The organism is Micromonospora sp. WMMD737 (assembly GCF_049179055.1).
Taxonomy (GTDB): Bacteria; Actinomycetota; Actinomycetes; order Mycobacteriales; family Micromonosporaceae; genus Micromonospora; species Micromonospora reichwaldensis.
Genome location: NZ_JBMHMH010000001.1, coordinates 4,577,914 through 4,603,027, shown reverse-complemented (window position 1 = coordinate 4,603,027; position 25,114 = coordinate 4,577,914). Strand labels below are relative to the sequence as shown.

Here is a 25,114-nt window from a genome sequence, read left to right as displayed (position 1 = left end):
AATGGCTCGGTCGAGAGGAGGCGGGACGAGTGGCACTGGCGCTCTACCGCAAGTACCGGCCGCGTACCTTCGCCGAGGTCATCGGGCAGGAGCACGTCACCGAGCCGCTGTCGCAGGCGCTGCGCAGCGGGCGGCTCAACCACGCCTACCTCTTCTCCGGCCCACGCGGCTGCGGCAAGACCTCCAGCGCCCGGATCCTGGCCCGTTCGCTGAACTGCGAGCAGGGCCCGACCCCGGAGCCGTGCGGGCAGTGCGACTCCTGCCGTGAGCTGGCCACCGACGGCGGCTCGATCGACGTACTGGAGATCGACGCGGCCAGCCACGGCGGCGTCGACGACGCCCGCGAGCTGCGCGAGAAGGCGATCTTCGCGCCGGCCAAGAGCCGCTTCAAGATCTACGTCATCGACGAGGCCCACATGGTCTCGTCGGCCGGCTTCAACGCCCTGCTCAAGCTGGTCGAGGAGCCGCCGGAGTACGTCAAGTTCATCTTCGCGACCACCGAGCCGGAGAAGGTCCTCGGCACGATCAAGTCGCGGACCCACCACTACCCGTTCCGGCTGATCCCGCCGAAGGTGCTCCGGCCCTACCTGGAGCAGCTCTGCGAGGCGGAGAACGTCGCCGTCGAGCCGGCGGTCTTCCCGCTGGTGGTGCGCGCCGGCGGCGGCAGCGCCCGGGACAGCCTCTCCGTGCTCGACCAGCTCATCGCCGGGGCCGGGCCGGAGGGCGTCACCTACTCCCGGGCCGCCGCCCTGCTCGGCGTGACCGACGCCGCCCTCATCGACGAGATGTGCGACGCGCTGGCGGCCGGCGACGGCGCGACGGCGTACGCGACCGTCGACCGGGTCGCCGAGGCCGGGCACGACGCGCGCCGGTTCGCCTCCGACCTGCTGGAGCGGCTGCGCGACCTGATCGTGCTCCAGCAGGTGCCGGACGCCGCCGCCAAGGGCCTCATCGACGGCCCGGCCGACCAGATCGAGCGGATGGCCGCCCAGGCCCAGCGGCTCGGCCCGGCCACGCTGTCCCGCTGCGCCGACATCGTGCACAACGGCCTGGTGGAGATGCGCGGCACCACCGCGCCCCGGCTGCTGCTGGAGCTGATCTGCGCCCGGATGCTGCTGCCCGGCGCCGACGACAGCACCGGCGGCCTGCTCCAGCGCCTCGAACGCATGGAGCGCCGGCTCACCCTCGCCGGCACCGACGCGCCGCAGGCCGCCGCCGGCCCCGCGCCGGTCGCCGCCCCTCCTCCCGTACGCCCCGAAGCTCCCGCCCCGACCGCGGCTGCCGCCGCGCCCGACCCGTCGCCCGGCGGCCCGCCGACGGCTGCCGGCGCCCAGTCCGGCGCTGCGGCTGCCCGCGCGGCGGCTCTGGCCGCCACCGGTTCCCGTGCCGCGCAGGCAGCCCCGGCCGCCACGGAGCCGGTGGGCGCGCCCGCCAGTGGGCCGCCCGCCGATGCTTCCGCCCGCCGTCAGGTGCCCCCCTCGGCGGTGCTGCCCGACCCGGCCACTCCCGCCCCGCCCCGCCCCGGCGCGGCTGCGGCGGGCCCCCTGGACGCCGTCGCGGTACGCCGGGTCTGGCCGGACATCGTCGCGAAGGTCAACCGGATCAAGAAGCCGGCCGCCGCGCTGATGCGCGACGCGGTGGTCCGCGACGTGGATGGCGACACCCTGGTGCTGACCGTCAAGTCGCCGGTGCTCGCGCAGATGATGGGCAACCACACGTCGGTACTGGCCGACGTGCTCTACGAGGAGTTCGGTGGCCGCTGGCAGATCCGCTGCGAGGTGGCCGGCGAGCGGGGTGGCACGTCACTCGGTGGCTCGTCCCGTCCCGCCGCTGCGGCCCGCCCGGCATCCCCGCCGTCGGCAGCCCTGACCCACCAGGACCGGCCCGGCACTGGCCCGTCCGGCACCGGCCCGTCTGGTGGCGGTGCGTCCGGTGGTGGCGCGGGCGGCGGCGGCATTTCCGGTGGCCCAACCGGTCCAGGCGGCCCGAGTGGCCCGACCGGTCCAGGCAGTGCGAGTGGCGTGGCCGGTCCAGGCGGCTCGAGCGGCCCAGGCAGTGCGAGTGGCCCGGCCGGTCCAGGCGGTCCGAGTGGGCTGGCCGGCGCGGGCGGCCCGAATGGACTCAGTGGTGCCGCCGGCGGGCCTGGTGGCGCGAGCGGCGCGGGGGGTGCTGCGGGCGGCCAGGGCGGGGCGACCCGGCCCACCTCCGGCGCTGGTGCGTCGGGCAGCGGCGGTGCCCCCGCCGCTGCCGACGTCGCCGAGGACTGGCCCGAGCCGGCCCGCCCAGGTGGCGCGGCCGGGGGCGGCGACGACTGGCCCGAGCCCGCCCGCCCGGGTGGCGCGGCCGATGGTGGCGACGACTGGCCGGAACCGGCTCGGCCGGGTGGCGCGTCGGCCGTCACGTCGACCAGCGGCACGGCAGCCGCTGCCCCGGCGGCGACCGACCTGCCCGGCGCGGCGGCGACCACCCGGCCGGCGAGCGCCGCCACGGCGTCGGCGAGCGCCGCGCCCGCCGTACCGAAGCCTGCCGGTCCCTCGGGTGCGCCGCAGCAGGCTCCGCCCGCCAGCCCCCCGGTGAGCAGCGCGATCGCGGCGGCGCGGGCGGCTGCGGCGGGACGCGGTCCGCGTACCGGCCAGCCGGTCCGGAAGACCGCGGACGCCGACTGGGCCGGCGAGCCGCCGTACGACCCGGACTTCGACGGCCCGGTGCGCGGCGGCGGGGGACGCCCCGGCGGTGCCCGGCCGGCGGCCCCGAACTTCGAGGGCTTCGACCCGGGTGACGAGCCGCTGGACGAGGTCATCGACGAGCAGACCGCGCGGGAGTCCAGCGAGGAACAGGCGGTACGACTGCTCCGCGAGGCGTTCGGCGCAGAGAAGATCGACGAGGTCGACGCCCGATAGCCCTCGGCAGATCTTGGCAGGAATCGGCCCCTCTGGGGGCGCTCCGGTACCAAGATCTCTGGCGATGACGCGGACGCGGACGGCGGGGTGGGCGCGGTGGGGTGGGGGTCAGGTAGGGCGGGCCGGGAGGCCGTGGGGGTGTGCCTCGGCCAGCAGGCGTTCCGGGCCGGTGCCGAGTCGGGCGCGGAGCTGGAAGTCGTTGCGGGCCTCCTGCGGGTGCGGCTCGAAGGACAGGTGGGCGACCGGCGCGTCGGTGCCGCCGGCGGCGGCCAGCCGGTCCAGCTCGGCGGTGACCCGCGCCCACTCCTCGGCCGGGACGTACTGGCGCATCACCGAGTGCCACACCACGGTCAGCGTGCCGGGGCGCGGGGTGATCCCGGCGAGGAAGTCCGCCGCCCCTGCCGCGACGACCCGGGCCGGCAGTCGCGCGGCCAGCTCCAGCGCGCCGGCCAGCCGGGCCGCGCGGGCGGTGTGCTCCGGCCAGAGGTACGCCCGCAGCGCGAGCGCGCCGTCGGAGTCGCCCGGGTCGAGCGGGCTGACGTCGCAGCCGAGCCGCTCCACCACGGTCAGCTCGGGGTACGCCTCGGCCGCCGCCCGCAGCCAGTCGGGCGCCCCGCCCCGCCAGGCGTCCGGCAGGCGTACCGGGGAGTCGGCCGGTCCCCAGGCGAAGCCGGCGGCCTCGACGCGGAACCGGTCGGCGCGCAGGTTCAGCCCGGCGCTCGCGCCCAGCTCGACGAGGCGCACCGGCAGCCCGCCCACCTCGTGGACGGCGTGCAGCAGGCCGGCCAGCAGCAGGTTGGCCCGGCCGACCTCGTTGGTCTGGGGCGGTCGACGCAGCCAGCCGCGCAGCGTGTCGTGCTCGGCATCGACGACCGCCCGGAACGCGGCCCAGCAGGCGGGGGCGTCCGCCGCCCGGTACGCCCCACCCGCGCTGGGGTAGAACCGGGCCAGCCCGGGTGCCCGGCCGGACAGCACCAGGGCGTGCACCCCGCCGAGCAGGCGTAGCGACACGAGGGCGTCGGCGTCGCTGTCCTCGTACCCCTTGATGACGGTGGCGCACGGGCCGCCGGCCCGCACGTCCCCGGCGGCGCGCGCCAGCAGGTGGGCGTAGAGGGCGGCGTCCATGTCGGCGCAGGCCCGGGCCTGTCGTTCCATGGCCGCCGCGGCCTGTTCCCGGGACATCCGCCACCTCCGTCCGGTCGGTTCCGTGATCGTGCGCCCGGACCCGGCGGGAGGGAAGCACCGGGCGGGGCGAGGCTGCTCACAGCCGATAGGCTGAGCGGCGGCCGAGCAGACGAGTGCGAGAAGGAGCCATCCGTGCGCCCAGGTGGACAGCCGAACATGCAGCAAATGCTGAAGCAGGCGCAGAAGATGCAGCAGCAGATCGCCAAGGCGCAGGCCGAGCTCGCCGAGGCGGAGCTGACCGGCACCGCCGGTGGGGGCCTGGTCACCGCGACCGTCGCCGGCACCGGCGAGCTCAAGTCGATCAAGATCGACCCGAAGGCGGTGGACCCGGAGGACGTGGAGACCCTGGAGGACCTCGTCGTCGCGGCCATGCACAACGCCGCCGAGGCGGCGCGGGAGCTGACCGAGAAGAAGATGGGCCCGGTCACCGGCGGCATGGGCGGCCTCGGCCTGCCCGGTTTCTGAGCGGCAGATGTACGAGGGCGCCATCCAGGACCTGATCGACGAGCTGGGGCGGCTGCCGGGCGTGGGCCCGAAGAGCGCCCAGCGGATCGCCTTCCACGTCCTGTCCGCCGACCCGGCCGACGTCAACCGGCTGGCCGGGGCGTTGCGCAAGGTCAAGGAGCTGGTGCGGTTCTGCACCAGTTGCTACAACGTGGCCGAGTCCGACCGGTGCCGGATCTGCCGCGACCCGCGCCGCACGGACGAGGTGCTCTGCGTGGTCGAGGAGCCGAAGGACGTGGTCGCGATCGAGCGGACCGGCGAGTTCCGGGGCCGCTACCACGTGCTCGGCGGGGCGATCAATCCGCTGGAGGGGATCGGGCCGGACAATCTACGCATCCGTGAGCTGATGACCCGGCTCAGCGACGGGACCGTGCGGGAGCTGATCCTGGCCACGGACCCGAACACCGAGGGCGAGGCGACCGCGACGTACCTGGCGTTGATGGTCAAGCCCATGGGCATCTCGGTGACCCGGTTGGCGAGCGGCCTGCCGGTCGGCGGCGACCTGGAGTACGCCGACGAGATCACGCTCGGCCGCGCCTTCGAGGGCCGGCGCGCCGTCTGACGTTTCCGCGATGGTCGGCACCCGATCGGGGTGCCGACCATCGTCGTACGGGCACTGTCGGATCCACTGTGGGGTCTGACATCGCAGCGATGCGGGCGACGATCGATGTAACAAATCGGCATCGGTCAACCCGGACATAGCGCCCCTTTGCTGGCGGTCCGGAACGGCCGCTGAGGCGGTGCGCATCGGTTAAGACACGATCCGGTACCAACCGGTTCCGCGACGGTTTCCCGCCGGTCCGAACGGCGGCTAAGGTCACGGCGATCGGTGACCCCTGTCACCACGATTGTCCGTAACCCCAAGGACGAGGTGAAGCACCCATGCGTGCATCCAGGCCGAAGGTCGCCCTCGCGGCCGTCGCGGTCGCGGCCCTCGCGGTAGCAGGCTGCGCCGAGAGCGACCGCGATGACAGTTCCGGCGGTAGCAAGAAGGACACCCTCGTCTTCGGCGTAGCCGGAGATCCGAAGGTGCTCGACCCGAGCTTCGCCAGCGACGGTGAGTCGCTGCGCGTGGCGCGTCAGGTCTTCGAGACGCTGGTCCGCCCGGAGGAGGGTGGCACCAAGGTCACCCCCGGTCTGGCCGAGACCTGGACCCCGGACGCCGCCGGCACCACGTGGACCTTCAAGCTGCGCTCCGGCGTGAAGTTCCACGACGGCACCGAATTCAACGCCGAGGCGGTCTGCAAGAACTTCGACCGCTGGTACAACGCCAAGGGCCTCATGCAGAGCCCGGACGTGACCCCGTACTGGCAGGACGTCATGGGCGGCTTCGCCAAGAACGAGAGCGCGGACCTGCCGCCGAGCCTCTTCAAGTCCTGCACCGCCAAGGACGCCACGACCGTCGACCTGGCCTTCACCCGGGTCTCCAGCAAGATCCCGGCCGCGCTGATGCTGCCCTCGTTCTCGATGCACAGCCCGACCGCGCTGGAGAAGTACGACGCCAGCAACGTGGGCGGCACCGCCGAGGACATCAAGTACCCGGCCTACGCCACGGCGCACCCGACCGGCACCGGCCCGTTCAAGTTCAAGTCCTGGGACGTCGCCAACAAGACGCTCACCATCGAGCGCAACGAGGACTACGCCGGCACCAAGGCGAAGCTGAAGACCCTCATCTACAAGACGATCTCCGACGAGAACGCGCGCAAGCAGGCGCTGCGCTCCGGCGACATCCAGGGGTACGACCTGGTCGGCCCGGCCGACGTCGAGCCGCTGAAGGGTGAGGGCTTCAACGTCCTGACCCGCCCGGCGTTCAACATCCTCTACCTGGGCATCAACCAGAAGGGGAACCCGAAGCTCGCCGACCTGAAGGTCCGCCAGGCCATCGCCCACGCGCTGAACCGGCAGGCCCTCGTCGACTCGAAGCTGCCCCCGGGCGCCAAGGTCGCCGACAACTTCATGCCGGAGACCGTCGAGGGCTGGAACGGCGACGTCACCAAGTACAACTACGACCCGGCGAAGGCGAAGGCGCTGCTGGCCGAGGCCGGCGCGACGAACCTGACCCTGCGGTTCCACTACCCGACCGAGGTCACCCGGCCGTACATGCCGAACCCGAAGGACATCTTCGAGCTGCTCTCGGCGGACCTCAAGGCGGTCGGCATCAACGTCCAGGCCATCCCGCTCAAGTGGAGCCCGGACTACCTGAACGCCACCACCTCGGGCGCCAAGCACGACCTGCACTTCCTCGGCTGGACCGGTGACTACGGCGACGCGTACAACTTCATCGGCACCATGTTCGACCGGCCGAAGGCCGAGTGGGGCTTCACCAACAAGGCCCTGTTCGACCAGTTCAAGGACGCGGACACCACCGCCGACGCGGCGGCCCGGACCGAGAAGTACAAGGCCCTGAACAAGGCCATCATGGACTTCCTGCCCGGCGTCCCGGTGTCGCACTCGCCGCCGGCGATCGTGTTCGGCAAGGACGTGACCGGGGTCAAGGCGAGCCCGCTCACCGACGAGCGGTTCTCCACCGCCGAGTTCAAGTCCTGATCTGACGCTCCGAGTCGTGGGCGGGCGCTGTTTCGGCAGCGCCCGCCCACGACCCTCCGTACCCCTTTCGAGGCCGCCGTGTTCCGGTTCATCGTCAGACGCCTGCTTCAGCTGATACCCACGCTGTTCGGGCTCTCCCTCCTGCTGTTCATCTGGCTCCGCCGACTGCCCGGCGGTCCCGAGACCGCCATCCTCGGTGAGCGTGGGACGCCCGAGATGCGCGCCCAGATCCGACGCAACATGGGCCTCGACGAGCCGATCCTGGTGCAGTACGGCCGGTTCGTGCGGCGGCTGATCCGCCTCGACCTGGGCACCTCGACCTCCACCAAGCGGACCGTCGTCACCGAGTTCGTCGAGCGCTTCCCCGGCACGGTCGAGCTCTCCGTCACGGCGATGCTGATCGCGGTCGGCGTGGGCATCCCGCTGGGCTACCTGGCGGCCCGCCGCCGCGGCCGGATGCTGGACCACCTCTCGGTCGGCGGCTCCCTGATCGGCATCTGCATCCCCGTCTTCTTCCTCGCGTACGTGCTCAAGGCGATCTTCGCGGAGAATCTCGGCTGGTTCCCGGCGAGCGGCCGGCAGGACCCGACGCTCGGGGCGACGCGGATCACCAACTTCTTCGTCCTCGACGGGATCATGACCCGGGAGTGGGACGCCGCCGCCGATGCGCTCTGGCACCTGGTGCTGCCGGCCGTCGCGCTGGCCAGCATCCCCCTGGCGATCATCGTCCGGATCACCCGCGCCAGCGTGCTGGAGGTGCTCAACGAGGACTTCGTACGCACCGCCGAGGCGAAGGGCCTGACCGAGAGCACGGTCCGGCGCCGGCACGTGCTGCGCAACTCCATGCTGCCGGTGGTCACCTCGATCGGCCTGCTCACCGGCGGCCTGCTCTCCGGCGCGGTGCTGACCGAGACCGTCTTCGCCTTCAGCGGCATCGGGGCCTTCATCTACGAGGCGATCAGCCAACGTGACTATCCCGTGCTGATGGGCTTCATCCTGATCATCGCGGTGGTGTACGTGCTGGTGAACCTCCTGGTCGACCTCTCCTACAGCCTGATCGACCCGAGGGTGAGGGTCCGATGACGATCACCGGCGGCACCAAGAAGGAAAAGATCGACCGGCTCGCCGAGCTGGCGGCCCGGGAGGACGAGCGCGGCGTCAGCCTCTGGAAGGAGGCGTTCCGCCGGCTGCGGCGCAACCCGGCGGCGATCGTCGGCGCGGTGATCCTGAGCCTGTTCCTGCTGGTCGCCATCCTCGGGCCGTTCTTCGTCCCGTACGCCCCCGACGCCCAGCTCTGGAAGAGCGAGATCCGCCTCGGCGACTTCCCCGGTTTCCGGGGCGAGAACTGGTTCGGCGTCGACCACATCGGTCGCGACGAGTTCAGCCGCATGATCGTCGGCGCCCGGCAGACCCTGCTGGTCGGCGTGGTCTCCACCCTGATCGGCCTCGCGGTCGGCTCGCTGATCGGCGGGATCGCCGGCGCCGCCGCCGGCCTCGGCGGCCGGTGGGGCCGGGCCGTCGACAACGTGCTGATGCGCTTCGTCGACATGCTGCTGGCCATGCCGAGCCTGCTGCTGGCGATCAGCATCGCCGCCCTGCTCGGCGCCGGGCTGACCACGGTCATGATCGCGGTCGGCGTGGTGTCGGTGCCGGTCTTCGCCCGGCTGCTGCGCGGCTCGATGATCTCCCAGGCCAACAGCGACTACGTCCTGGCCGCCGTCTCGCTGGGCGTGAAGAAGCCGAAGATCGCGCTGACCCACGTGGTGCCGAACTCGCTCGCCCCGGTCATCGTGCAGGCCACCCTCACCCTGGCCACCGCGATCATCGAGGCCGCGGCGCTCTCCTTCCTCGGGCTCGGCAACAACGACGCCTCCATCCCCGAGTGGGGTGTGATGCTCGCCGACGCGCAGCAGTACCTCGACTCCGCGCCCCGGCTGGCGATCCTGCCCGCCCTCGCCATCATCGTCACCGCGCTGGGCTTCACCCTGCTCGGCGAGGCGATGCGCGAGGCACTCGACCCGAAGCTGCGGAAGTAGGGGCCGGTGAGCGCGAGGAGTGAGCTTGCGAGCCCCGCAGTCGCGAACGAAAAGGCCAGCACGGTGAGCGCGAGGAGTGAGCTTGCGAGCCCCGCAGTCGCGAACGAAAGGCGGGCCCGACATGGCTCTGCTTGATGTCGAAGATCTCTCCGTCACCTTCGCCCGGCGCGGTCAGCGCGCCGTGCACGCCGTCGACGGGGTCTCCTTCTCCGTCGACGCGGGCGAGGTGGTCGGCCTGGTCGGCGAGTCCGGCTGCGGCAAGAGCGTCACCTCGCTGGCGATCATGGGTCTGCTGCCCAAGCAGCCGGGCCTGCGCGTCGGCGGCAAGGCGGTCTTCGACGGCACGGACCTCCTCCAGCTCGACGACCGCTCCCGGCGGGACATCCGGGGCCGCGACGTCGCGATGATCTTCCAGGACCCGCTCTCGTCGCTGAACCCGGTGATCCCGATCGGGTTGCAGGTGACCGAGGTGCTCACCCGGCACCGGGGGATGAAGGGCGCGGCGGCCGAGAAGGAGGCCGCGTCGCTGCTCGACCGGGTCGGCATCCCCGACCCGAAGCGGCGGCTGAAGGAGTACCCGCACCAGCTCTCCGGCGGCATGCGTCAGCGCGCCCTGATCGCGATGGCGGTGGCCTGCCAGCCCCGGCTGCTGATCGCCGACGAGCCGACCACGGCGCTGGACGTGACCATCCAGGCGCAGATCCTGGAGCTGCTCAAGGAGCTGGTCCGGGAGTCCGGCACCGCCCTCGTGATGATCACGCACGACCTGGGCGTGGTCGCCGGCATGTGCGACTCCATCAACGTGCTCTACGGCGGCCGGGTGGTGGAGACGGCCCGCCGTCGCCCGCTGTTCCGCGAGCCCCGGCACCCGTACACCGTGGGGCTGCTCGGCTCGGTGCCGCGCCTGGACGCTGGGCGCGGCGAGCGGCTGAACCCGATCCCGGGCTCGGTCCGCGACCTGCTGCCCTGGCCGGACGGCTGCGCCTTCGCGCCGCGCTGCACCCGGCGGGTCGACGAGTGCGTGGGGGAGCCGCCCGCGTTGGTGCTCGCCCACGACGGCCGCAGCTACCGTTGCGTCAACCCGGCGCCGGTGCCCGGCACCGCGCCCCGGCCGGCCGCCGCCAGCAGCAGCACTGCGTCTGCGGAGGTGCCGGCCGCCGCCAGCACCGCCCCGGCGGAGGCGACCGCGGGCCAGGTGCCCGCCCCGCGCGAGGAGGAGAAGCCGTGACCGAGAGCGAATTCCTCGTCGAGGTCCGCGACCTGAAGGTGCACTTCCCGATCCGCCGGGGGGTGGTCTTCGACCGGACGGTCGGCCACGTGAAGGCCGTCGACGGCGTCGACCTCAGCATCCCGCGCGGCAAGACGTACGGCCTGGTCGGCGAGTCCGGCTGCGGCAAGTCGACGCTGGGGCGGGCGCTGCTCCAGCTCACCCCGCCCACCGGCGGCGAGGTCCGGTTCGACGGTGTCGAGCTGACGAAGCTGCCGGCGGGCAAGCTGCGGTCGATGCGCCGCCGGATGCAGATGATCTTCCAGGACCCGATGTCGAGCCTGGACCCCCGGCAGAACGTCGAGTCGATCCTCACCGAGGGCCTCCAGGCCCACGGCATCGGCGGCAACCGGGACGAGCGGCGCCGGGTCATCGGCGAGACCCTGGACAAGGTCGGCCTGCCCCGCTGGGCGCTCTCCCGCTATCCGCACGAGTTCTCCGGCGGCCAGCGGCAGCGCATCGGCATCGCCCGGGCGCTGGTGCTCGGGCCCGACCTGATCGTCGCCGACGAGCCGGTCTCCGCGCTCGACGTGTCGATCCAGGCCCAGGTGGTGAACCTCCTCGACGACCTCCAGGACACCCTCGGCCTGACCTACCTGGTGATCGCGCACGACCTCGCGGTGGTCCGGCACATTTCCGACACCGTCGGCGTGATGTACCTGGGCGCGCTGGTCGAGGAGGCGCCGAGCGACCGGCTCTACACGGAGCCGATGCACCCGTACACGCGGGCGCTGATGTCGGCCGTGCCGGTGCCGGACCCGGACGTGGAGGACCGCCGCGAGCGCATCCTGCTCGCCGGCGACCTGCCCTCGCCGGCCAACCCGCCGGCGGGCTGCCGGTTCCACACCCGCTGCCCGTGGGCGCAGCCGACCCGCTGCGCCGACGAGCGGCCCGCGCTGCGGGACGTCGGCGGTAGCCGGGTCGCCTGCCACTTCGCCGAGCGGATCGCCAGCGGGGAGCTGCGCCCGCACAAGGTCAGCGTGCAGCTCACCCGCCCGGTCGGCGAGGGCGAGGAGCCGCACACCGTCTCCGCCCCCAACGAGCCCGGCTCGTACGTCTGATCCGCGTCGCGGACGCGGCCCCCGTCGAGGGGCCGCGTCCGGTCGGTCGGCGGGTCAGCCCTCCGGGCGGTGCAGGAGCGCGACCGCGATGCCGTGCACCGCGTCCAGCCCGGCCGGGTCGGCCAGCGCGACCGCGCCGCCGGTGACCCTGTACCACTCGTCGGCGTCCCGGTACTGCACCGTCAGCGTCACCTGGCCGTCGGCGTACGCGGTGCGCAGGGTCAGTTCGCCGGTGACCACCCCGACCTCGTCGGTCATCACCCCGCCTGGGCCGGGCACCACGTCGGCCGTACGCTCTTGCGCGGCGGTCGACGTGCCCTCGGCGTCGGCGGCCATCCCGGCCCCTGGCACGCCGGTGGTCGTGCCGGCCGCGCCGTCCGCCGTCATGCCGGCCGTGGTCGGCCCGGGCGACGCGCTGCCGGTGGCCGCCGCCGCGTCCTCCCCGGTGGCGTCCGGCGTCTGCTCCGGGGCGGGCGTCGCCCCGGCTCCGGTCACGGCTTGCTCGCCCATGTGCAGCCCTCCAGCATGTCGGTCAGGGCGGCCTTCTCGGCACTGGTCACCGTCAGCCGCCAGTGGTGCTTGACCGTCACCCAGTTGTCGGCGTACTGGCACCAGAACGACCGGTTCGCCGGCTTCCACTGGGACGGGTCCTGGTCACCCTTTGCCCGGTTGGAGGACGCGGAAACCGCGATGAGCTGCGGCCGGTCCAGGTCGTTGGCGAACTCGCCACGCTTCGCGTCGTCCCACTCGTCGGCGCCCGAGCGCCACGCGTTCGCCAGCGGCACGGTGTGGTCGATGTCCACGTCGGACGGGTCGGTGAAGGCGCGGTCGTCGTAGACGCTCTCCCAGCGGCCGCCGACCACGTTGCAGCCGGAGAGCTTGATGTCCTCCCCGTCGCGTTTCAGCACGCTGTCGCGTACGTCGCAGTTCTTGCCGGTGTCCCGCCAGTGCGGGAAGCGGCTGCGGCTGTAGCCCTTCATCGACCCGGCGGTGGCCACGGTGAGCTGGGTCAGCTTCTGCGCGGCGTTGCCGCCGCTGCCGCCGCTGCTCGGCGCGACGTCCGGCTCGTCGACGGCGACACAACCGGCCGCGCCGAGCGCCAGCGCCGCGGCGAGCGCGGCCGTCACTGCGGCGCGCGGTCCTGATCTGGTACGCACAGACGACACCTCTCCAGCTTGCGGGCTCCCGGCGATCCCGCACAGTACCCGGGCCCGCTTTCGGCGATTCGTGGCGTCTCTCATATCGTGCGGGGCAGATTGGACGCCATGACCGAAACCACGCCCGCGCTCCGGCTGGGCACCGCGCACGGACGGGGCACCCTGCTCGCCGCCGTCCTCGCCTCCGGCATGGTCTTCCTCGACACCACCGTGGTCAACGTGGCGCTGCCGCGCCTCGGCGCGGACCTGGACGCGACCGTCGCCGGCCTCCAGTGGACGGTCAACGGGTACCTGCTGATGCTGGCCGCCTTCGTCCTGCTCGGCGGCGCCCTCGGCGACCGCTTCGGGCGGCGGCGGGTCTTCCTGCTCGGGGTGGTCTGGTTCACCCTCGCGTCGCTGCTCTGCGGACTGGCCCAGGGCACCGAGTGGCTGATCGCGGCCCGGTTCCTCCAGGGCGCCGGGGGCGCGCTGCTCACCCCCGGCTCGCTGTCGGTGCTCCAGGCCAGCTTCCACCCGGACGACCGGGGCCGCGCCATCGGCGCCTGGTCGGGGCTCTCCGGCGTCTCCACCGCGCTCGGCCCCTTCCTCGGCGGCTGGCTGGTCGACGCGCTCTCCTGGCGGTGGATCTTCTTCCTCAACCTGCCGCTGGCCGTGCTCGTGGTGCTGGCGGCGCTGCGTTGGGTGCCGGAGAGCCGGGACGAGGCCGCGTCCCGCACCGGGGGGCCGGGACGTCACCGCCGCCGGTTCGACGTGGCCGGCGCGCTGCTCGGCGCGCTCGCCCTGGCCGGCGTCACGTACGCGCTGATCGACGCCCCCGTCCGGGGACTCGACTCGGTGCCGGTGCTCGTCGCCGTGCTGGCGGGCGTGGTCGGCGCGGTGGCCTTCGTGCTTGTCGAGCGGCGCCGGGGGGACGGCGCGATGCTGCCCACCGGCCTGTTCGGCAGCCGGCTCTTCTCGGTGCTGAACGTCTTCACCGTGCTCGTCTACGCGGCGCTCGGCGGCTTCACGTTCTTTCTCGCCGTCTACCTGCAGAACGTGGTCGGCTGGTCGGCGCTGCTCACCGGGGTCGCGCTGCTGCCGATGACGGTGCTGCTGCTGCTCGGCTCGGCGCGGGCGGGCGCGCTGTCGGCGCGGATCGGGCCGCGGCTGCCGCTGACCGTCGGGCCGGTGGTCGCCGCCGCGGGGCTGGTGCTGCTGCGCGGCGTCGGCCCCGACGCGTCGTACTGGCGGGACGTGCTGCCAGGGGTGGTGCTCTTCGGGATCGGGCTGACGCTGGTGGTGGCGCCGCTGACCGCCTCCGTACTGGCCGCTGTCGACGACCGGTTCGCCGGCGTGGCGAGCGGCTTCAACAACGCGGCCTCCCGGGCGGGCGGTCTGCTGGCGGTGGCCGCGCTCCCGCTGCTGGTCGGGCTCTCCGGCTCCGGCTACGCGCAGCCGGCCGCGCTGACCGGCGCGTACCGGGGCGCGATGCTCTGGTGCGCCGGCCTGCTGCTGGCCGGCGCGGCGATGGCCGCCCTGCTCATCCACCGCCCACCCCGCAGGTGAGGCGGGGCCGCCCGTCGACGGGCGGCCCCACCCACCCGTCAGGCGCGGGCGCGGTTGACGGCGCTCGTCACGGCCTTCACGGAGGCGGTGACGATGTTGGCGTCGGTGCCGACGCCCCAGACCGTACGACCGTCGACCTCGCACTCCACGTACGCGGCGGCCTGCGCGTCCCCGCCGGAGGAGAGCGCGTGCTCGTGGTAGTCGAGCACCCGTACCGCCACGCCCACCGACTGGAGCGCGTTGACGTACGCGTCGATCGGGCCGTTGCCGACGGCGGTCAGCGAGCGGGGTTCCCCGCCCAGGCCGACGCGGGCCTCGATCTCGACCTTGCCCTCGGCGGTGCCGATGGCGTAGCCGTCCAGGGCGAGCGCCGGGTCGACCTGGTGGTCGATCAGGTAGTGCGTGGCGAAGATCTCCCACATGGTGCCCGGGTCCACCTCGCCGCCGTCGTGGTCGGTGACCTGCTGGACCACGCCGGAGAACTCGATCTGGAGCCGGCGCGGCAGGTCGAGCTGGTGCTCGGACTTCATGATGTACGCGACGCCGCCCTTGCCGGACTGCGAGTTGACCCGGATGACGGCCTCGTAGGTGCGGCCCAGGTCCTTCGGGTCGACCGGCAGGTAGGGCACCGCCCAGGTGTGCTCGTCGATCGGCACGCCGGCCGCCGCCGCGTCCTTGGCGAGCGCGTCGAAGCCCTTCTTGATCGCGTCCTGGTGGGAGCCGGAGAAGGCGGTGTAGACGAGGTCGCCCGCGTACGGGTGGCGCTCGTGCACCGGGAGCTGGTTGCAGTACTCGACGGCGCGCCGCACCTCGTCGATGTTCGAGAAGTCGATCATCGGGTCGACGCCCTGGGAGAAGAGGTTCAGCCCCAGCGTCACCAGGTCGACGTTGCCGGTGCGCTCGCCGTTGCCGAACAGGCAGCCCTCGACCCGGTCGGCGCCGGCCAGCAGCCCCAGCTCGGCGGCGGCGACGCCCGTCCCCCGGTCGTTGTGCGGGTGCAGGCTCAGCACCAGGCTGTCGCGGCGGGGCAGGTGCCGGTGCATCCACTCGATCGAGTCGGCGTAGACGTTCGGCATGGCCATCTCGACGGTGGCCGGCAGGTTGACGATCAGCTTGCGGTCCGGGGTCGGGTCGATGACCTCGATGACCTTGGCGCAGACCTCCAGCGCGTACTCCAGCTCGGTGCCCGTGTAGGACTCGGGCGAGTACTCGTAGTGGATGTCCGTGTCCGGGGTGTGGATCTCCGCGTACTTGCGGCAGAGCCGCGCGCCCTGCGTGGCGATGTCGGCGATGCCGTCGCGGTCCAGCCCGAAGACCACCCGCCGCTGGAGCGTGGAGGTCGAGTTGTAGAAGTGCACGATGGCCCGCCGCGCGCCGCGCAGCGACTCGAAGGTGCGGTCGATCAGGTGCTCCCGGCACTGGGTGAGCACCTGGATCGTGACGTCCTCCGGGATCAGGTCCTGCTCGATGAGCTGGCGGACGAAGTCGTAGTCCGTCTGGCTGGCCGAGGGGAAGCCGACCTCGATCTCCTTGTAGCCCATCTGCACGAGCAGCTGGAACATCCGGCGCTTGCGCTCCGGCGACATCGGGTCGATCAGCGCCTGGTTGCCGTCGCGCAGGTCCACCGCACACCAGCGCGGCGCGGCCTCGACGTGCCGGGTCGGCCAGGTGCGGTCGGGCAGGTCGAGCCGGAACTGCTGGTGGTACGGCTGGTAGCGGTGGTACGGCATCCGGCTGGGGCGCTGCCGGGCGATCGGATCGGTCTCAGCGTCGGCGATGGGTTGAGCCATGACGGAGTGCTCCCTGGAACATGTGGCGTCAGCAATCGGAAGGTGTCGGCCAGGTGCCGGGCGACGGTGCCCGGGCGGTTGCCGATGGGAAGTTTCGGATGTGCTGGACGGCGCGGTTCGACTCCGCGACGAGGTGCCGGCCTTCAGGCCTCGTCGCGGCGACCAAGGAGAAGGTACGCCCGCCACATGACCAGGTAACCCTACGTGGCGGGCCGGGGTGCGGGAAGGCGGGTCCGGACTATGAGACGCACTTCGCAGCCTGGCTGGTCAGCAGGAGTTCGGCCAGGGGGAGCCGGCGGCGCAGGCCGGTCTCCGAGCGCAGCAGGTCGGCGGGGAGGCTGAGCGGGTCGCCGAGCTGCCCGACGGCCGCCACCACGTGCGGTCGTACGTCCGCCGGCAGGTCGAGGTCGGCGGCCAGGCCGGCGTGGTCGAGGTCGTGCAGTTGGCGTACGTGCAGGCCGAGCGCGGTGGCCTGCACGGTGAGGTGGGCGACGGCCTGGCCCAGGTCGTACGCGTGCCCGGCGGATCCGGCCCGGTGCGCGCCGAGCAGCAGGGCGGCGGCGCGCTGCGCCCACCGCTGGTCGGCCTCCGGCAGGTTGACCAGGATCCGCTTGAACGTCTCGTCGTCGCGGTGCCCGAGCGCGAACCGCCACGGTTGGGCGTTGCCGGCCGAGGGCGCCCAGCGGGCCGCCTCCAGCAGCGCGGACGCGTCCTCGCGGGACAGCTCCGCCACCGGGTCGAAGGACCGAGGGCTCCAGCGGAACGCGAGCAGCGGGGTGAGGTCGGCCATGGGGTAAGTGTCCCGTAAGGGCGATTCAGCTCTTAAGGGCGGGATGTCCGAATGTGGCGAACGGCACCCGTAACGTCGCGGGCGGTCACGGCGTTCCCGCGCTCGGGCTCGTGGTCGCCTCCGCGGTCGGATCGGGGGCCGCCGTGCCGAGCGGCTCGGCGTCGACCACCGGCCCGGCCAGCTGCACGGTGGCCGGGGCGGGCGCGGGCGTCCCGGCGAGGATCAGCGTGCCGGACGCGGTGCGTACCGCCGTGGGCGTGCCGTCGGCGTCGTAGCAGTAGATCCCCACGTCCAGCGGCGCGTTGATCGACGCCGAGGTGGTCTCGACCGAGTAGCAGGCGCCGGACGCGCCGGGTGGCGGCTCGGCGGGGGAGACGGCCAGCGGGGCCCGCCGGTCGGTCAGCACGTCCAGCCAGTCGGTGAACGGGTGCTGCACCCGGGGGTCGAGCCGGCGGGGCACGGCCTCGTCCCGGTCGCCGAGGCGTACGCAGGCCGCCGGCTCGGGCCGGGCGGCGGACGGCAGGGCGCACTGGAACAGCCCGTCGGCGGTGGCGGCGAACGAGACGTCGGCGGTCCCGCCGAGCGCACCGCCCGGCACATCGACCCGCCAACTCCCGTCGTTGGCGCTGGTCACCAGGATCGTCCGGTCCGGGGACTCCGGGGCGCGCAGCGTGTAGCTGGCGACCAGGTGCCGATCCTGCGCGGCGGCCGCCAGCGCCGCCAGTTCGTCGCGTGCCGCGTCCACCCCCGCCGGCATCGGTGTCGAGGTGGGTGTGGGCCGGGTGGCCGGTTCGTCGGCGGTGCAGGCGACGAGGAGCGCGGGCAGGGCGAGCGCGAGCGGACCGGCCAGGCGTCGGGCCGGGCGCACCGGCGGGCGCGCGGGCTTCGCGGGAGGGCCGGCCGGGCGGAGGTGGGCGTGCACGGGGCCATTCTGCGGCCCGGAAACGACGCGCGGGGGCCCTGCCACGCGCGGCGCCCCGGCGTGTCGCGCACCACCCCGCCACGGGCCGCCGGGCCGGATCGTGGGATCACCTGACCCGGCCGAGTCGCCCGACCGATACCCTGGGTGCGTCTGACACGCGCCGCCGGCTGAGATCCGGCGGCGTCGGCACGCTCAGGGTCGTCGCTGGGAGGGAGCGCACCGTCGTGGCACTCGTGGTGCAGAAGTACGGCGGGTCCTCCGTCGCCAACGCGGAGCGGATCAAGCGGGTGGCCGAGCGCATCGTCGCCGCCCGCAAGGCCGGCGACGACGTCGTCGTGGTGGTCTCCGCCATGGGGGACACGACCGACGAGCTGCTCGACCTGGCCAACCAGGTCAGCCCGCTGCCGCCGGGCCGCGAGCTGGACATGCTGCTCACCGCCGGGGAGCGGATCTCCATGGCGCTGCTCGCCATGGCCATCCACAACCTGGGGTACGAGGCCCGCTCGTTCACCGGCTCGCAGGCCGGCGTGATCACCACCTCGGTGCACGGCCGGGCGCGGATCATCGACGTCACGCCGGGGCGGCTCAAGGGCGCGCTCGACGAGGGCGCGGTGGTCATCGTCGCCGGCTTCCAGGGCGTCTCGCAGGACACCAAGGACGTCACGACGCTGGGCCGGGGCGGCTCCGACACCACCGCCGTGGCGCTCGCCGCCGCGCTGCACGCGGACGTCTGCGAGATCTACACCGACGTGGACGGCGTCTTCACCGCCGACCCGCGGATCGTGCCGAACGCGCGGCACATCACCCAGATCACCTACGAGGAGATGCTGGAGCTGGCCGCCTGCGGCGCCAAGATCCTGCACCTGCGCAGCGTGGAGTACGCCCGCCGGGCGGGGTTGCCGATCCACGTCCGTTCGTCATACTCGACCAACACCGGCACGATGGTCACCGGATCGATGGAGGACCTTCCCGTGGAGCAGGCACTGATCACCGGGGTCGCGCACGACCGCAGCGAAGCCAAGATCACGATCGTGGGGGTGCCCGACGAGCCGGGCGCCGCCGCGCGGATCTTCGACACCGTGGCCGGCGCCGAGATCAACCTCGACATGATCGTGCAGAACGTCTCCACCGAGGGCACGGGCCGCACGGACATCTCCTTCACGCTGCCCAAGGCCGACGGCCCGACGGCCATGGCCGCCCTGAGCAAGATCCAGGAGTCGGTCAAGTTCAAGGGCCTGCTCTACGACGACCACGTCGGCAAGGTCTCGCTGATCGGGGCGGGCATGCGCTCGCACCCCGGCGTCGCGGCCGGCTTCTTCGCCGCCCTCGGCGCGGCCGGGGTGAACATCGAGATGATCTCCACCTCGGAGATCCGGGTCTCCGTGGTCTGCCGCGACACCGACCTGGACGCCGCCGTACGCGCCATCCACGAGGCCTTCGACCTCGGCGGCGACACCGAGGCCGTCGTCTACGCGGGGACGGGACGGTAGCCACCGTGTCGCCGCTGCCCACCCTGGCCGTGGTCGGGGCGACCGGTGCCGTCGGCACGGTGATGTGCGAGCTGCTCAGCGGCCGCAAGAACGTCTGGGGCGAGATCCGGCTGCTCGCCTCCGCGCGCTCGGTCGGGCGGCGGGTGCGGTGCCGGGGCGAGGAGCTGACCGTCCAGGCGCTGACCCCGGAGGCGTTCGACGGCGTCGACGTGGCGATGTTCGACGTACCGGACGAGGTCTCCGCGCGGTGGGCCCCGATCGCGGTCGGCCGCGGGGCCGTCGCGGTGGACAACTCCGGCGCCTTCCGGATGGACCGCGACGTCCCGCTGGTGGTGCCGGAGATCAACCCCGAGCAGGTACGCAACCGGCCGAAGGGGATCATCGCCAACGCCAACTGCACCACGCTGGCGATGATCATCGCGATCGCCCCGCTACACCGCGAGTACGGGCTGCGCGAACTCGTGCTCGCCTCCTACCAGGCGGCCTCCGGCGCCGGCCAGAGCGGCGTGGACACCCTGCACGCCCAGCTCGCCAAGATCGCGGGGGACCGGGTGCTCGGCTCCCGCCCCGGCGACGTACGACAGGCGGTCGGTGACGACGTGGGCCCGTTCCCCGCGCCGCTGGCGCTCAACGTGGTGCCCTGGGCGGGTTCCCTGGCCGACGCGGGATGGTCGTCCGAGGAGATGAAGCTGCGCAACGAGTCGCGCAAGATCCTCGGGCTGCCCGACCTGAAGGTCTCCGCCACCTGCGTACGGGTGCCGGTGGTGACCGGCCACTCCGTCGCGGTGCACGCGGTCTTCGCCACCGAGGTGGACGCCGAGGGCGCCCGCGAGGTGCTGCGGAACGCGCCCGGGGTGATCCTGGTCGACGACCCGGCTTCGGGCGAGTTCCCGATGCCGATCGACGCGGTCGGCACCGATCCCTCCTGGGTGGGCCGGATCCGCCGCGCCGTCGACGATCCCCGCGCTCTGGACTTCTTCGTCACCGGTGACAACCTCCGCAAGGGCGCCGCCCTGAACACGGCCCAGATAGCCGAACTCCTGGCCAAGGAACTCACCCCCCGCTGAGCCGCCCCCGGCACGTCGCACGGCGGCGTGCCGAGGCCCTGCCGGCGCGGTGCGACGATGCTCTGCCGTGTGGTGTGCCCACGCCCCGTCCGGAGCCACCCTGCCCGACTGGAAAGAGCGCCGGACGGCGCCGAGAATGGTTCGCCGGCAACTGCGATCTCGAAGTGTGCAATTTCCAATCGTGGAATTTCCACGGTCGGTCTGCCCGCCGCTCGGCGCCCGCGTCGTGATGCCGACAGTCGCGCGCGTTGCTGCCCGAATCGCCGCGCCGGCGCGCCTTGTCGCGCACTGTGGCAGCCGATGTTGCAGCGCCGACACGCCGGGGCGGGAGGATTTTTTGCCGGCCCGGGCCAGCCCGGGCCGGCGGAACCGATCGTTGGCCGTCGATGGTCCCCGTCGGTCGCCCCCGCCCGGCCGCCCGCCTCGGGGGCGTCGGTCGGCCCGCCGTTTGCGCTCAGAAAGCGGCATTCGCCGGTATCGATTGCAGATGCTCCTGGTGTCGCCAGTTCGGCATCGGCCGTTGCCCCGAGGTGGAGCTACCTGCCGGTAATGTCCTTTTGACTCCCGGTCGTCGACGCTCCTGGCGGGCTGTCAACTGACTGTCGAATAATCCTGGGCCGTCTCCCCGTGAAGCCTTACGTTCGGGGGATCCGTTTCGGGCTGTTCGGGCCATCCGAGTCGAGGCGACCGAGTGGCGGCCGGACTCTCGGTCGCCGTGTGATCACGCTGGGATGAAACTTTCTCCGGACGGAGCTGGTGGATCAACCTTCAAAAGCCTCAAATGGTACGAAGAGCCGAAGGGGTGTGGCATAGCCTCATGTTCGTGCGTCGATGTGTTTCATCCCGTTGCAGGTCCGGCTCCGTGGGTTGAGGTATCCCGCCCGATCGGGAAACCTGTAGCCGACTCGGCCGCCACTGTCGGCCGATCAGCGCTACCGGTTTTCTCCATCGGGAAAACCTCCGAGTTGCTGCCTGCTGGTCCGGGCCGGATTTCGGGAGAAGCGCAAATGGAAACCCCTCGTTGCAGCGGGGGGTTTCTGTTTTTCGGCGGGGATCGACAATTCCGATCGCGTCACGGGTTCGCGCAGGACGTACGTACGGTTTTCCGCACCGGTTCCGCGCATTGACGACGACGGCGTCCGGCGGCGGCCGTCCCGGCGTTTCAGCTTGGTTCACGCGCTTCAGTTGGGCCGGTTCCGTGCCCGATGATGGTCGGGTACCGCCGGACACTGGCTGCAACCAGGGGCGGTACGCGGGCCCGCGTCGCGGGCCCGCGCTGTGCGCAACAACCGACTCCCCCGGGAGGCCCGGACCAGCACCACCGGGGCGGAGGCGCTGCCTCCGCCCCACCCGCCGGGGTGGACGCCCGCCCCGGTCAACTCGGCGGCGGCCGCACGGCCGCCACGACCGAAGGAGTTCCGAGCCGGATGACCGAACAACCATCCCTCGACCCCCGCCCGGTGGCCGTTTCGTGCGGCCCCCCGGCAACCCGGCGACCGGCCCCCCAGCCGGGAGCCTGGTGGCCCGGCGTCATCGTCATCGTGATCGTGATCGCCACGGCGGTGGCCCTGCTGCTGTCGGGGCGCGCCCTGGACGAGACCCTGCTGACGGCCGGTGCGGTCGTCCTGCTGGCCGGTGAGGTGGCCCGCCGGACCGTCGGCGTCCACGGGCCGCTGCCCACGGCACTCGTGACCGCGGCGGTCGCCGTTCTCGCCGGTGCGGTGCTGCTGACCGGTCGGCCACCGACCGAGGTCGCGCTGGCGGTCTGTCTGACCGGCGTCGTCGCCGGCCGGGTCTCCACCTGGCTGCTCGGGGCGCCTGGCCCTCGGTGGGGGGTGTAGCGCCGACGAAGCGCGCCGGTGCCGGACGCGGGTCCGGCACCGGCGACCACGGCGCGCCGCCGATGTCCACGAACACGAACAACGCCGGGCGTGAGGTCCCAGGCTCCGAGACCGGCAGCCCGCACCTCACCGAGCTCGTCCGGCAGCTGAAGCTGACCTACCGGCAGGCGGGGAACCCGTCCTACCGCACGATCATCCGGACCACCTCCATCGGCCTGTCGACCTCCACGATCAGCCGCATCTTCACCGCCAGGAAGCCGCCGAAGTGGGAGAACCTGACCGAGCTGCTGCTCGCGCTCGGCGTCTCCCGGGAGGACATCAAGACCACCTGGCACCGGCTCTGGATGCTCGCCGACAACGAGGCCAACCCGCTCACGGGGACCGACAACGCCGGCGGGGAACTGCTGCCCGCGGGGCGGCGGCCCAAGGACGTCGAGGTATGCCACCGGTGCGGGGCGTGGATCGCGGACACCGCGCTGCACACCCGGTGGCATGCCGGCGTCGCCCGGGTCGAGATGCCCACGAACGAGCAGAAGCCGGTGAACGTCGCCCGCCGCCGACGGTGACCGGACGGGGGCGGTCAGGCGGGGGCCAGGCGTACGCCGTCGCGGCCGTGACGTTTCACCGCGTAGAGCGCCTGGTCGGCGCGGCGCAGCGTGGCCTCGGGTGACTCGCCGGGGCGGGGAAGGGCCACCCCGACGCTGATCGTGCGGCCGATCTGCCGCGCCGCCTCGGCCAGGCGCTCGGCGATCCGGACCGCCTCCTCGGGGCGCCCCACCTCGATCACCGCCACGAACTCGTCGCCGCCGATCCGGTAGAGCTCGTCGCCGTGCCGCAGCGCCCCCTCCAGGGCCCGGGCCAGCCGGACGAGCACCCGGTCGCCGGCCTGGTGGCCGTACGTGTCGTTGACGGCCTTGAAGCCGTCCACGTCGATCGCCAGCAGGGCGGTACGCCCGGGGGTGGCTACGGCGATCCGCTGGCCGAACGGCCCCGTGTGCCGCAGCCCGGTCAACGGGTCCGAGTTGGCCTGCTCGCGCAGTCGGGCGAGGGTACGCAGCCGGTCGAGGCAGCTCCACGCCTGGCCGGCGAGCAGCTCCAGCAGGTTGACCGTGGTCGGGTCGGGGCGCAGCAGCCGTTCGTCGGCCACCAGCAGTACCCCGCCGTCGTCGGGCCGGCCGACGGGCACGGCGACCAGGGTGCGCACCCCGGCCCGGGTCAGCGGCCGGTGGTCGGGCACGGGCGGGTGTCCCGCCTCGCCGAGCGTGTAGCCCACGCCGTGGCAGTGGGCGCGAGCCACCAGTCCGTCCAGCGCGGCGGGGTCCGCCTCGGTCAGCTCCGCCCGGATCCGGGCCTCCAGCTCGCCGGGGGTGGCCGGCGGCGTACCCAGGCGGGGCCCGTCCGGGCCGGCGAGCACCAGTACCGCCGCGGAGAGCGTGGACACGTCCCGGGCGGCGGCGATCGCGGCGGCGAACAGGTCCCACTCCGTCGACGCGGAGGTCAGCGCGGCGGCGTGCCGCAGGAGCTTCTCGCTGCGGCTCTCCGGCGGTGGCCCGCCGAGCGCCACGATCCGGGCCCCGAGGCGGGCCGCCAGCCGCTCGGCGGTGTCGCGCCACGGGCCGAGGTCGGCCGGGCCGCACCACTGGAGGTCCAGCACCCCGATGGGCCGGCCCGCCGGGTCCAGCACCGGTACGCACACCTCGGCGGTGACGTCGGGGCGTACCGGGATGTAGTCGGGGTCGGCGGCGACGTCGGGCACGACGGCGGTCTCGCCGGAGGCGTACACCCGGCCCACGATCCCGGTCTTCGGCGGCACGGTGGAGAAGACCTGCCAGGAGCCGGTGGCCGCGACGCAGCGGAGCCGGTCATGGACGGGCAGCAGGACGGAGATGGTGGCCGGCGCGTGGCGGGCGAGTGCGGTGACGGTCCACCGGCACGCCTCGACGACGGTCGACGCCATGGGGAGGCGGACCGTGACGTCACGGATGACTCGCTCGTGATCCACTCGGCACGTCGTTCCAGGTAGGGAGGGCCGCGACCGGCGGGCGGGCCCGCGATCAAGCGTACTCAGGCAGGCACGGGACCAGCGGGAATCAAGATCGTCGACGCTTTCGTACACATGTGCCATCCACAGGCTGTGGACAGGGCCTGTGGGTACGGGCGGGCCGCGCGCCGGGGCCCGCGGCGATAGCGTGAGGGTCCCGGTCGAGTGGAGGCACCGATGCTCATCGCCCAGCTCAGTGATCCGCACCTGACCACCGGCGTGCTCGCCGCCGAGCCGGCCGCCGGCCTGCACCGCGCCCTGGGGCGGGTGCTGGCGCTGAACCCACGGCCCGACTGCGTGGTGATCACCGGCGACCTGGTCGACCGTGGCCGCCCCGACGAGTACGCGACGCTGCGCGAGGTCATCGGCCGGTTCCCGCTGCCGGTGCACCTGGTCGCCGGCAACCACGACGACCGGGAGTCGCTGCTGGACGCGTTCGGGGGCACGCCGTGGCTCGGCGGCGGCTTCTCGGCGCACTACCACGTGGACCACCCGGAAGCGACTGTCGTGGTGCTCGACTCCCTGATGCCGGGCGGGGGCGACGCCGGCTGCCTCGGTGAGGACCAGCTCGGCTGGCTGGACGGGGTGCTGGCCGGTCGACCCGAGGTGCCGGCCGTGGTCTGCCTGCACCACCCGCCGGCACCGGTCGGCATCCCGTTCCTCGACGACATCGGGCTGACCGACGGCGACGAGCTGGCCGAGGTGGTCGCCCGCCACCCGCACGTGGTCCGGGTGGTCGCCGGGCACGTCCACCGCCCGGTCACCGTGACCTTCGCCGGCACGGTGCTCACCACCGCGCCGAGCACCTGGCGGCAGAGCTCCCTCACCACCAGCGCCGACGACCAGTTCGGCTGGGTCGTCGAGCCGACCGGTTTCCTGCTGCACAAGGTCACCGGGACCGGTTGCGTCACGCACCTGGTGCAGGCCAGCCACGCCGCCGGCATGACCTGCGGCTTCTGACCGCCGGAACG

21 protein-coding genes are annotated in these 25,114 nt (G+C 73.0%); 14 read left to right on the top strand and 7 right to left on the bottom strand.

Translation table 11 applies throughout. From position 1 onward, the window contains the following. Positions 1-29 precede the first annotated feature (29 nt). Complete coding sequence (locus ACN27A_RS20145) at positions 30-2,900, top strand: DNA polymerase III subunit gamma and tau (RefSeq protein ID WP_421455716.1); 2,871 nt, start codon at positions 30-32, stop codon at positions 2,898-2,900. 108 nt (positions 2,901-3,008) lie between these two features. Here ACN27A_RS20145 and ACN27A_RS20140 read toward each other — a convergent pair whose 3' ends face one another. Further along, the gene (locus ACN27A_RS20140; RefSeq protein ID WP_421455713.1) at positions 3,009-4,082 is read right to left on the bottom strand and encodes a DUF2332 domain-containing protein; all 1,074 of its coding nucleotides are present in this window, start codon (positions 4,080-4,082) and stop codon (positions 3,009-3,011) included. 159 nt (positions 4,083-4,241) lie between these two features. Between ACN27A_RS20140 and ACN27A_RS20135 the strand changes: the two genes are divergently transcribed. The 7 genes from ACN27A_RS20135 (at position 4,242) to ACN27A_RS20105 (ending at position 11,500) form a co-directional block, all read left to right on the top strand. Then, entirely contained in the window at positions 4,242-4,550 is a 309-nt protein-coding gene (locus tag ACN27A_RS20135; protein WP_233600326.1) for a YbaB/EbfC family nucleoid-associated protein, read from the top strand. 7 nt (positions 4,551-4,557) lie between these two features. Beyond that, positions 4,558-5,151, top strand: a complete 594-nt coding sequence (gene recR, locus ACN27A_RS20130; protein ID WP_151453559.1) for a recombination mediator RecR — start codon at positions 4,558-4,560, stop codon at positions 5,149-5,151. A gap of 320 nt (positions 5,152-5,471) precedes the next feature. After that, positions 5,472-7,136: an ABC transporter substrate-binding protein gene (locus ACN27A_RS20125; protein ID WP_421455709.1), complete on the top strand. Its 1,665-nt coding sequence runs from the start codon at positions 5,472-5,474 to the stop codon at positions 7,134-7,136. Between the two features lie 78 nt (positions 7,137-7,214). Further along, positions 7,215-8,219 (top strand): ABC transporter permease, encoded by a 1,005-nt coding sequence (locus ACN27A_RS20120; protein WP_357580190.1) that lies wholly within the window; start codon positions 7,215-7,217, stop codon positions 8,217-8,219. Next, positions 8,216-9,172 (top strand): ABC transporter permease, encoded by a 957-nt coding sequence (locus ACN27A_RS20115; RefSeq protein ID WP_421455705.1) that lies wholly within the window; start codon positions 8,216-8,218, stop codon positions 9,170-9,172. The genes ACN27A_RS20120 and ACN27A_RS20115 overlap by 4 nt, the downstream gene beginning before the upstream one ends. 121 nt (positions 9,173-9,293) lie before the next feature. Next, positions 9,294-10,400 carry an ABC transporter ATP-binding protein gene (locus tag ACN27A_RS20110; protein WP_421455703.1) on the top strand — a complete coding sequence of 369 codons (1,107 nt, stop codon included), beginning with the start codon at positions 9,294-9,296 and terminating at the stop codon, positions 10,398-10,400. Next, on the top strand, positions 10,397-11,500 hold the full coding sequence (locus ACN27A_RS20105; RefSeq protein ID WP_421455700.1) for an ABC transporter ATP-binding protein: 1,104 nt from the start codon (positions 10,397-10,399) through the stop codon (positions 11,498-11,500). The genes ACN27A_RS20110 and ACN27A_RS20105 overlap by 4 nt, the downstream gene beginning before the upstream one ends. 54 nt (positions 11,501-11,554) lie before the next feature. Here ACN27A_RS20105 and ACN27A_RS20100 read toward each other — a convergent pair whose 3' ends face one another. Together ACN27A_RS20100 and ACN27A_RS20095 are read right to left on the bottom strand one after the other, a co-directional pair. Further along, positions 11,555-12,010 (bottom strand): hypothetical protein, encoded by a 456-nt coding sequence (locus ACN27A_RS20100; protein WP_421455697.1) that lies wholly within the window; start codon positions 12,008-12,010, stop codon positions 11,555-11,557. Then, positions 11,992-12,657, bottom strand: a complete 666-nt coding sequence (locus ACN27A_RS20095) for an HNH endonuclease family protein (protein WP_151453565.1) — start codon at positions 12,655-12,657, stop codon at positions 11,992-11,994. Before ACN27A_RS20095 ends, ACN27A_RS20100 begins: the two co-directional genes overlap by 19 nt. 108 nt (positions 12,658-12,765) lie before the next feature. Here ACN27A_RS20095 and ACN27A_RS20090 point away from each other — a divergent pair, with 108 nt between their 5' ends. Then, positions 12,766-14,202 carry an MFS transporter gene (locus ACN27A_RS20090; RefSeq protein WP_421455695.1) on the top strand — a complete coding sequence of 479 codons (1,437 nt, stop codon included), beginning with the start codon at positions 12,766-12,768 and terminating at the stop codon, positions 14,200-14,202. A gap of 38 nt (positions 14,203-14,240) precedes the next feature. Here the strand turns inward: ACN27A_RS20090 and leuA are convergent, their stop codons facing one another. The 3 genes from leuA to ACN27A_RS20075 form a co-directional block, all read right to left on the bottom strand. Next, complete coding sequence (leuA, locus tag ACN27A_RS20085) at positions 14,241-15,992, bottom strand: 2-isopropylmalate synthase (RefSeq protein WP_421455693.1); 1,752 nt, start codon at positions 15,990-15,992, stop codon at positions 14,241-14,243. 238 nt (positions 15,993-16,230) lie between these two features. After that, on the bottom strand, positions 16,231-16,782 hold the full coding sequence (locus ACN27A_RS20080) for a nitroreductase family protein (RefSeq protein ID WP_421455691.1): 552 nt from the start codon (positions 16,780-16,782) through the stop codon (positions 16,231-16,233). An 85-nt stretch (positions 16,783-16,867) separates the two neighbouring features. After that, positions 16,868-17,704: a hypothetical protein gene (locus ACN27A_RS20075; RefSeq protein ID WP_421455688.1), complete on the bottom strand. Its 837-nt coding sequence runs from the start codon at positions 17,702-17,704 to the stop codon at positions 16,868-16,870. A 224-nt stretch (positions 17,705-17,928) separates the two neighbouring features. On the opposite strand from ACN27A_RS20075, the gene ACN27A_RS20070 reads away from it, so the two are divergent. From ACN27A_RS20070 to ACN27A_RS20055, 4 genes are all read left to right on the top strand, one after another. Beyond that, the gene (locus ACN27A_RS20070) at positions 17,929-19,194 is read left to right on the top strand and encodes an aspartate kinase (protein WP_121401692.1); all 1,266 of its coding nucleotides are present in this window, start codon (positions 17,929-17,931) and stop codon (positions 19,192-19,194) included. A 5-nt stretch (positions 19,195-19,199) separates the two neighbouring features. Beyond that, positions 19,200-20,261: an aspartate-semialdehyde dehydrogenase gene (locus ACN27A_RS20065; RefSeq protein ID WP_421455686.1), complete on the top strand. Its 1,062-nt coding sequence runs from the start codon at positions 19,200-19,202 to the stop codon at positions 20,259-20,261. A 1,541-nt stretch (positions 20,262-21,802) separates the two neighbouring features. Further along, a complete protein-coding gene (locus ACN27A_RS20060; protein ID WP_421455683.1) occupies positions 21,803-22,102 on the top strand; it encodes a hypothetical protein in 300 nt (99 codons plus the stop codon). 62 nt (positions 22,103-22,164) lie between these two features. Further along, on the top strand, positions 22,165-22,668 hold the full coding sequence (locus ACN27A_RS20055) for a helix-turn-helix domain-containing protein (RefSeq protein ID WP_421455680.1): 504 nt from the start codon (positions 22,165-22,167) through the stop codon (positions 22,666-22,668). 14 nt (positions 22,669-22,682) lie between these two features. On the opposite strand, the gene ACN27A_RS20050 is transcribed toward ACN27A_RS20055, so the two are convergent. Continuing rightward, a complete protein-coding gene (locus tag ACN27A_RS20050) occupies positions 22,683-24,104 on the bottom strand; it encodes a diguanylate cyclase (protein ID WP_421455677.1) in 1,422 nt (473 codons plus the stop codon). Between the two features lie 216 nt (positions 24,105-24,320). On the opposite strand from ACN27A_RS20050, the gene ACN27A_RS20045 reads away from it, so the two are divergent. Beyond that, a complete protein-coding gene (locus ACN27A_RS20045; RefSeq protein ID WP_421455675.1) occupies positions 24,321-25,103 on the top strand; it encodes a phosphodiesterase in 783 nt (260 codons plus the stop codon). Positions 25,104-25,114 lie beyond the last annotated feature (11 nt).